General features: G+C 66.2%; 7 protein-coding genes. 5 read left to right on the top strand and 2 right to left on the bottom strand.

The features are described 5' to 3' along the window. Positions 1 to 81: 81 nt before the first annotated feature. Both pip and prmC read right to left on the bottom strand, forming a co-directional pair. Entirely contained in the window at positions 82 to 1,026 is a 945-nt protein-coding gene (pip, locus tag ABE473_RS18620; protein WP_179460820.1) for a prolyl aminopeptidase, read from the bottom strand. Between the two features lie 102 nt (positions 1,027 to 1,128). After that, positions 1,129 to 1,974, bottom strand: coding sequence for a peptide chain release factor N(5)-glutamine methyltransferase (gene prmC, locus ABE473_RS18615; protein ID WP_346490517.1), 846 nt, complete (start codon positions 1,972 to 1,974; stop codon positions 1,129 to 1,131). Between the two features lie 426 nt (positions 1,975 to 2,400). On the opposite strand from prmC, the gene ahpC reads away from it, so the two are divergent. From ahpC to ABE473_RS18590, 5 genes are all read left to right on the top strand, one after another. Next, a complete protein-coding gene (ahpC, locus tag ABE473_RS18610) occupies positions 2,401 to 2,964 on the top strand; it encodes an alkyl hydroperoxide reductase subunit C (RefSeq protein WP_176990330.1) in 564 nt (187 codons plus the stop codon). Between the two features lie 151 nt (positions 2,965 to 3,115). Next, positions 3,116 to 4,708 (top strand): alkyl hydroperoxide reductase subunit F, encoded by a 1,593-nt coding sequence (ahpF, locus tag ABE473_RS18605; RefSeq protein WP_346490516.1) that lies wholly within the window; start codon positions 3,116 to 3,118, stop codon positions 4,706 to 4,708. Between the two features lie 90 nt (positions 4,709 to 4,798). Beyond that, on the top strand, positions 4,799 to 5,755 hold the full coding sequence (oxyR, locus tag ABE473_RS18600) for a DNA-binding transcriptional regulator OxyR (RefSeq protein WP_346490515.1): 957 nt from the start codon (positions 4,799 to 4,801) through the stop codon (positions 5,753 to 5,755). A gap of 138 nt (positions 5,756 to 5,893) precedes the next feature. Beyond that, a complete protein-coding gene (rnk, locus tag ABE473_RS18595; RefSeq protein WP_019182413.1) occupies positions 5,894 to 6,301 on the top strand; it encodes a nucleoside diphosphate kinase regulator in 408 nt (135 codons plus the stop codon). Between the two features lie 53 nt (positions 6,302 to 6,354). Beyond that, positions 6,355 to 6,543: transaldolase family protein (locus ABE473_RS18590; RefSeq protein ID WP_346490514.1), on the top strand; the 189-nt coding region annotated here is incomplete at its 3' end.

The raw sequence follows: 6,543 nt of genomic DNA, 5'->3' as shown, positions 1-6,543 counted from the left end.
CCCACCCCATCGGGTTGTAAACCCCCCCGCGCCTGCGGGGGTTGCCCCGGTAGGTGGAGCTGGTTGCTCGGCACACCACCATCAACCCGCGAAGCGATCCGTCGCACGCACCAGCGCGTCGACATTCTCGGCTTCGAACGCGGAGTGACCCGAGGCCGGGCTGATCTCCAGCGTCGATTTCGGCCACGCCTTGTGCAGTTCCCACGCACTCTGCAGCGGGCAGACCACGTCGTAGCGGCCGTGCACGATCACGCCCGGAATATCGGCGATGCGGTGCGCGTCACGCAGCAGTTGCTCTTCCACCTCGAAGAAACCGCCGTTGACGAAGTAATGGTTCTCGATGCGGGCGAAGGCCAACGCGAACTGCGGATCCTGGTGGCTGTTCACGAAGTCATCGTCCACGTGCAGGAAGCTGGTCGCGCCTTCCCACACGCTCCACGCCTTGGCCGCGGCCAAGCGGGTGGCTTCATCGTCGCTGGTCAGGCGGCGGTGGAAGGCGGAGATCAGGTCGTGGCGCTCAACGGCCGGGATCGGCTTGAGGTAATGCTCCCACGCATCCGGGAACAGGCGGTTGGCGCCTTCCTGGTAGAACCATTCCAGCTCCCAGCGGCGCAGCATGAAGATGCCGCGCAGGACCAGCTCGGTCACACGCTGCGGGTGGGTCTGGGCATAGGCCAGCGCCAGGGTCGAGCCCCAGCTGCCGCCGAAGACCTGCCAGCGATCCACCTTGAGGTGCTCGCGCAGTGTTTCGATATCGGCGACCAGGTCCCAGGTGGTGTTGTCGACCAGGTCCGCATGCGGCGTGGAACGGCCGGCACCGCGCTGGTCGAACAGGATGATCCGGTACTTGGCCGGGTCGTGGAACTGGCGCATTTTGTCGCTGCAGCCGCCGCCCGGGCCACCGTGCAGCATCACCACCGGCTTGCCGTCGGGATTGCCGCACTGCTCGAAGTACAGCGTGTGGCGGTCATCGACCTTCAGGGTGCCGACGTCGTAAGGGGTGATGGCGGGATACAGCGTACGCATGACAGGAACTCCATGTGGAATGACAGTCGCCGCATCACGCTGCGCGGCGGCCCGGTGGACAGGTCATTCTAGCCTCGGGGTCACCGCAGGGACGGCACGCGGTCAGGCCGGCAGACAGCCCAGGCTCACCCGGTCGCGCTGTTCCAGATCGTGCTCGGTGGCGACCGACTGGAAACCGGCGTCCCGCAGCAGCGCGCGGATCGCCGCGCCCTGGTCCCAGCCGTGTTCGATCAGCAGCCAGCCGCCGGGAAGCAGGTGCGCTGCCGCACCGGCGATGATCAGCCGGATGTCGTCCAGCCCGTCGTGGCCGGAGGCCAGTGCGGTAGCCGGCTCGAAACGCAGGTCGCCCTGCACCAGGTGCGGGTCGTCGCTGGCGATATACGGCGGGTTGGTCGCGATCAGATCGAACCGCTCGCCGGCCAGCGGGGCATACCACGCGCCCTGCCGGACGCTGACGTTGCTCAGTGCATGGCGCTGCGCGTTGCGCGCCGCGACCGCCAATGCGGCCTCGCTGAGGTCGGTGGCGATGACACTGGCCTGCGGCCGTTCGCTGGCCAGCGCCAAGGCGATCGCGCCGCTGCCGGTGCCCATATCCGCGATCCGCAGCGGGCTGTCCGCCGGCAACCGCGCCAGCGCCAGCTCGACCAGCAGCTCGGTCTCCGGGCGCGGGATCAGGGTGGCCGGGCTTACCTCCAGATCCAGGGTCCAGAAACCGCGGCGTCCCAGCAGGTAGGCCACCGGCGCGCCGGCCACGCGCTTGGCGAGCAGGGCCTCGAACGCCGCGGCATGCGCCGGCTCGACCGGATCGGTGGCGTGCGCGAACAGCCAGCTGCGCTCGCGCTCCAGGACGTGCAGCAACAGCAGTTCCGCTTCGTGCCGGCCTTCCACGGCGGGCAGGCGGGCGGCGGCATCGGCGAGCAGCTGGCGGATGTCAGGGGCGGCGGTCATGGCGGGACGGAACAGCGGTGGGGCGCGCAGTGTAGTCCACGGGGCCATGGGAGCCGGCCCCGCGCCCGGGCTGTCCGCGACCGGCCGCCGATTGAATCCACGCATCGGCACTCATATTTAGATCTGTGGCCGCTATCGATTTCAGTCCGAAATCCGGGGGTGCCGGCCGCCCGAGCCGCGCGACCGTTCAGGTTGCTGCGTCCCCGGATATGCAGAAGCTATGGCACCGCCCGCCGCCTGTTCGGGCGTGGTCATTGCGCTGCAACGGTTCTGACGGATAGCGCCGCCACCCTTCATCGCAGGATCAGCTGCTTTTGATAGTCTATGGCTATCGCATAGATGCAATCAATGGATTGTCCTTATGGGAACGGAGCCGCTAACCTGTGTTGGTCGCTTCACCCACCCCCTTCACCAAGAGGAACAACGATGTCGCTCATCAACACCCAGATCCAGCCGTTCGAAGCCAACGCCTACCAGAACGGCGAGTTCATCAAGGTCTCCGACGCCACCCTGAAGGGTCACTGGTCCGTGCTGATCTTCATGCCGGCCGCGTTCACCTTCAACTGCCCGACCGAGATCGAAGACGCCGCCGATCATTACGCCGAGTTCCAGAAGGCCGGTGCCGAGGTCTACATCGTCACCACCGACACGCACTTCTCGCACAAGGTGTGGCACGAAACCTCGCCGGCCGTCGGCAAGGCGCAGTTCCCGCTGGTCGGCGACCCGACCCACCAGCTGACCAACGCTTTCGGCGTGCACATTCCGGAAGAAGGCCTGGCCCTGCGCGGCACCTTCATCATCAACCCGGAAGGCGTGATCAAGACCCTGGAGATCCATTCCAACGAGATCGCCCGTGACGTCTCCGAGACCCTGCGCAAGCTGAAGGCTGCCCAGTTCACCGCCGCCAACCCGAACCAGGTGTGCCCGGCGAAGTGGAAGGAAGGCGAAAAGACCCTGACCCCGTCGCTGGACCTGGTCGGCAAGATCTAAGCCGCTTCTCATCCCCATCCCCGCCCGCCGGGGGTGGGGGTGAACCCAAGCCGGTGCCCCACGCGCCGGTTTCGGTTCACCCCCATGTCGCGCAGATGCACCCGCGGGGTTCGTCGACGCTGTTCCCTTGCCTGAATCAAGGAGTTTTTCGATGTTGGATGCCAACCTCCAGTCCCAGCTGAAGACCTATCTGGAACGTGTCACCCGTCCGATCCAGATCACGGCGCACGTGGATGACGGCGCCAAGTCGCAGGAGATGCTCGAGCTGCTGAACACGCTGACCTCGCTGTCGACGCAGATCAGCCTGGACGTGCGTCGCGACAGCAGCGAGCGCACGCCCTCGTTCGCGCTGACCACGCCGGGCCAGGACATCCACCTGGTGTTCGCGGGCCTGCCGATGGGCCACGAGTTCACCTCGCTGGTGCTGGCACTGCTGCAGGTCGGCGGCCACCCCTCCAAGGCCACGGCCGAGCTGATCGAGCAGGTGCGCAACCTGGAGGGCGAGTACCGCTTCGAAACCTACTTCTCGCTGTCCTGCCAGAACTGCCCGGACGTGGTCCAGGCGCTGAACCTGGCGGCGGTGCTGAACCCGCGCATCCAGCACGTAGCGATCGATGGCGGGCTGTTCCCGGCCGAAGTCGAAGCGCGCCAGATCATGTCCGTGCCGACCGTGTATCTCAACGGTGAAGTGTTCGACCAGGGCCGCATGACGCTGGAACAGATCGTGGCCAAGCTGGACACCGGCGCGTCCAAGCGTGATGCCGAAAAGCTCAGCACCAAGGCACCGTTCGACGTGCTGGTGGTGGGCGGTGGCCCGGCCGGTGCCGCCGCGGCGATCTATGCCGCGCGCAAGGGCATCCGCACCGGTGTGGCGGCCGAACGTTTCGGTGGCCAGGTGCTGGACACCATGGCGATCGAGAACTTCATCTCGGTCAAGGAAACCGAAGGTCCGAAGCTGGCCGCGGCACTGGAACAGCATGTGCGCGAGTACGAGGTGGACATCATGAACCTGCAGCGCGCCACCGCACTGGTGCCGGCGGGCGACGATGGCCTGGTCGAGATCAAGCTGGAGAACGGCGCGTCGCTGAAGTCGCGTTCGGTGATCCTGTCCACCGGTGCACGCTGGCGCCAGATGAACGTGCCCGGCGAAGACCAGTACCGCAACAAGGGCGTGGCGTACTGCCCGCATTGCGACGGTCCGTTGTTCAAGGGCAAGCGGGTCGCGGTGATCGGCGGGGGCAACTCCGGCGTGGAAGCGGCCATCGATCTGGCGGGTCTGGTGACGCATGTGACCCTTCTGGAATTTGATGACAAACTGCGGGCCGATGAAGTGCTGCAGAAGAAGCTGCGCAGTCTGGGCAACGTCACCATCATCACCAGCGCCCTCACCCAGGAAGTGCTGGGCGATGGCCAGAAGGTGACGGGCCTGGTCTATCAGGACCGCGTCGGGGGCGATTCGCACCGGGTGGAACTGGAAGGCATCTTCGTGCAGATCGGTCTTCTGCCGAATACCGAATGGTTGAAGGACACGGTGGCCCTGTCACCGCGTGGCGAGATCCTGATCGACGACCGCGGCCAGACCAGCGTGCCGGGTGTCTTCGCCGCAGGTGATTGCACGACCGTTCCGTACAAGCAGATCGTCATCGCGATGGGCGCCGGTTCCACTGCGGCACTGAGCGCCTTCGATCATCTGATCCGCACTTCCGTTCCCAAGAGCAGCGGCGCTGTCGCCGAAGCTGCCTGAAACGTCCGGTTCCCGGTTCGCCGGGAACCTTGTCTGTCTGCTGGGTAGCCACGCCATCACCCGGTCCATTGCCGTGAGAGGTCCAAGGAAATGAACCTACGTGATTTGAAATATCTGGTGGCGCTGGCTGACCACCGCCATTTCGGCAAGGCCGCCGCTGCCTGCTTCGTCAGCCAGCCCACCTTGTCCACCCAGATCCGCAAGCTCGAGGATGAGCTGGGTCTGCCGCTGGTGGAGCGCGCACCGCGCAAAGTCATGCTGACCCCGGCCGGGGTGGAAGCCGCCGCGCGTGCACGCACGATCGTGGCCGAAGTGGAGCAGATGAAAGAAGCTGCGCGACGCAGTCGCGATCCCGAGGCCGGCACCGTCCGGCTCGGCATCTTCCCGACGCTGGGTCCGTACCTGTTGCCGCATGTGATCCCCAACATCCGCGAGCGCTTCCCGCAGCTGGAGCTGTTGCTGGTCGAGGAAAAGAGCGACGAGCTGCTGACCCGCCTGCGCGAGGGCAAGCTGGACGCCGCCCTGCTGGCGCTGCCGCTGGACGATGACCAGCTGCATGCCGAATTCCTGTTCGAAGAGCCCTTCCTGCTGGCGGTTTCGCAGCAGCACCCGCTGGCGCGCCGCCAGCACCTGGACGTGCAGGAGCTGTCGTCGCAGAAGCTGCTGCTGCTCGAGGACGGGCACTGCCTGCGCGACCAGGCGCTGGCGGTGTGCCGGCTGTTCGGGGCCAACGAGAAATCCGAGTTCCGCGCGACCAGCCTGGAAACGCTCCGGCAGATGGTGGCCGCCGATGTGGGCATCACCCTGCTGCCGACGCTCTCGGTCAAGCCGCCGGTGCCGCGCTCGGACAACATCCGCCTGCTGGATTTCAGCGGCGATGACCGCCCCAGCCGCCGCATCGCGATGGCATGGCGCCGCAGTTCGGCGATGACCGGCTTCCTGGAGCAGCTGGCCCAGCAGTTCAAACGGCTGCCGCAGGGCCTGTTCGCGCTGGAGTCCACCGATGTCCCGGCGGCCGCCGCCACGCCGTTGCCACGCGCGGGCTGAGCCTGCCTGAACCGGCCGACGCGGCCGATACGCCGGACGGGTCGCATCCGTCTACGATTGTCAGCACAATAGAACGAGGCGGTGCCAGCAGGCGCCGCCTTTTTGCATGGGTCTTCCACAAACGCAAGGAGCTACACCATGTCCACTTCCAGCGGACTGCCCCCCTCGATCATCGTTTCAAGCCACGACATGGACCGCCTGGACGCCATGCTCGAGTCTCCCGCTGTCAGCCAGACGCCCGCCGGGATCGCCCTGGCCGAGGAACTCAACCGCGCGACCGTCGTGGCGCCGGACCAGGTTCCCGAGGGCACCGTCATGATGCATTCGCGCGTGGAGTGCGAAGATGAGCTGCAGAACGAAAAGCACGTTCTGACGCTGGTCTATCCGCGTGAGGCCGATGTTGAACAGGGCAAGGTCTCGATCCTGGCACCGGTGGGCACCGCCCTGCTGGGCCTGTCGATCGGCCAGACCATGGATTGGGTGGCCCCGGGTGGGCGCAAGCTGCGCCTGCGGGTGACCGCCGTCCATCACCAGCCCCACGCCTGATCCCGCCTGCTGCGTCGTCGCGCAGGTTCCACCGATTCGTCCCAGGAGTTGCAATGAGCACCGTTTCGCTGTCCAAACTCTCCCAGTTGCGCGATCTGTCCGTGGTGGTTGCCGATACCGGCGATTACGAAGCGATCAAGCGCTTGAAGCCGGTCGACTGCACGACCAATCCCACCCTGGTGAAGAAGGCGCTGGATCTGCCGGTGTATGCCGATCTGATCGACAGCGCGCTGGCCTGGGGC

The organism is Stenotrophomonas sp. TWI700, assembly GCF_039673645.1.
GTDB classification, from domain to species: domain Bacteria; phylum Pseudomonadota; class Gammaproteobacteria; order Xanthomonadales; family Xanthomonadaceae; genus Stenotrophomonas; species Stenotrophomonas maltophilia_AA.
This window is presented reverse-complemented; position numbering and strand designations above follow the sequence as displayed.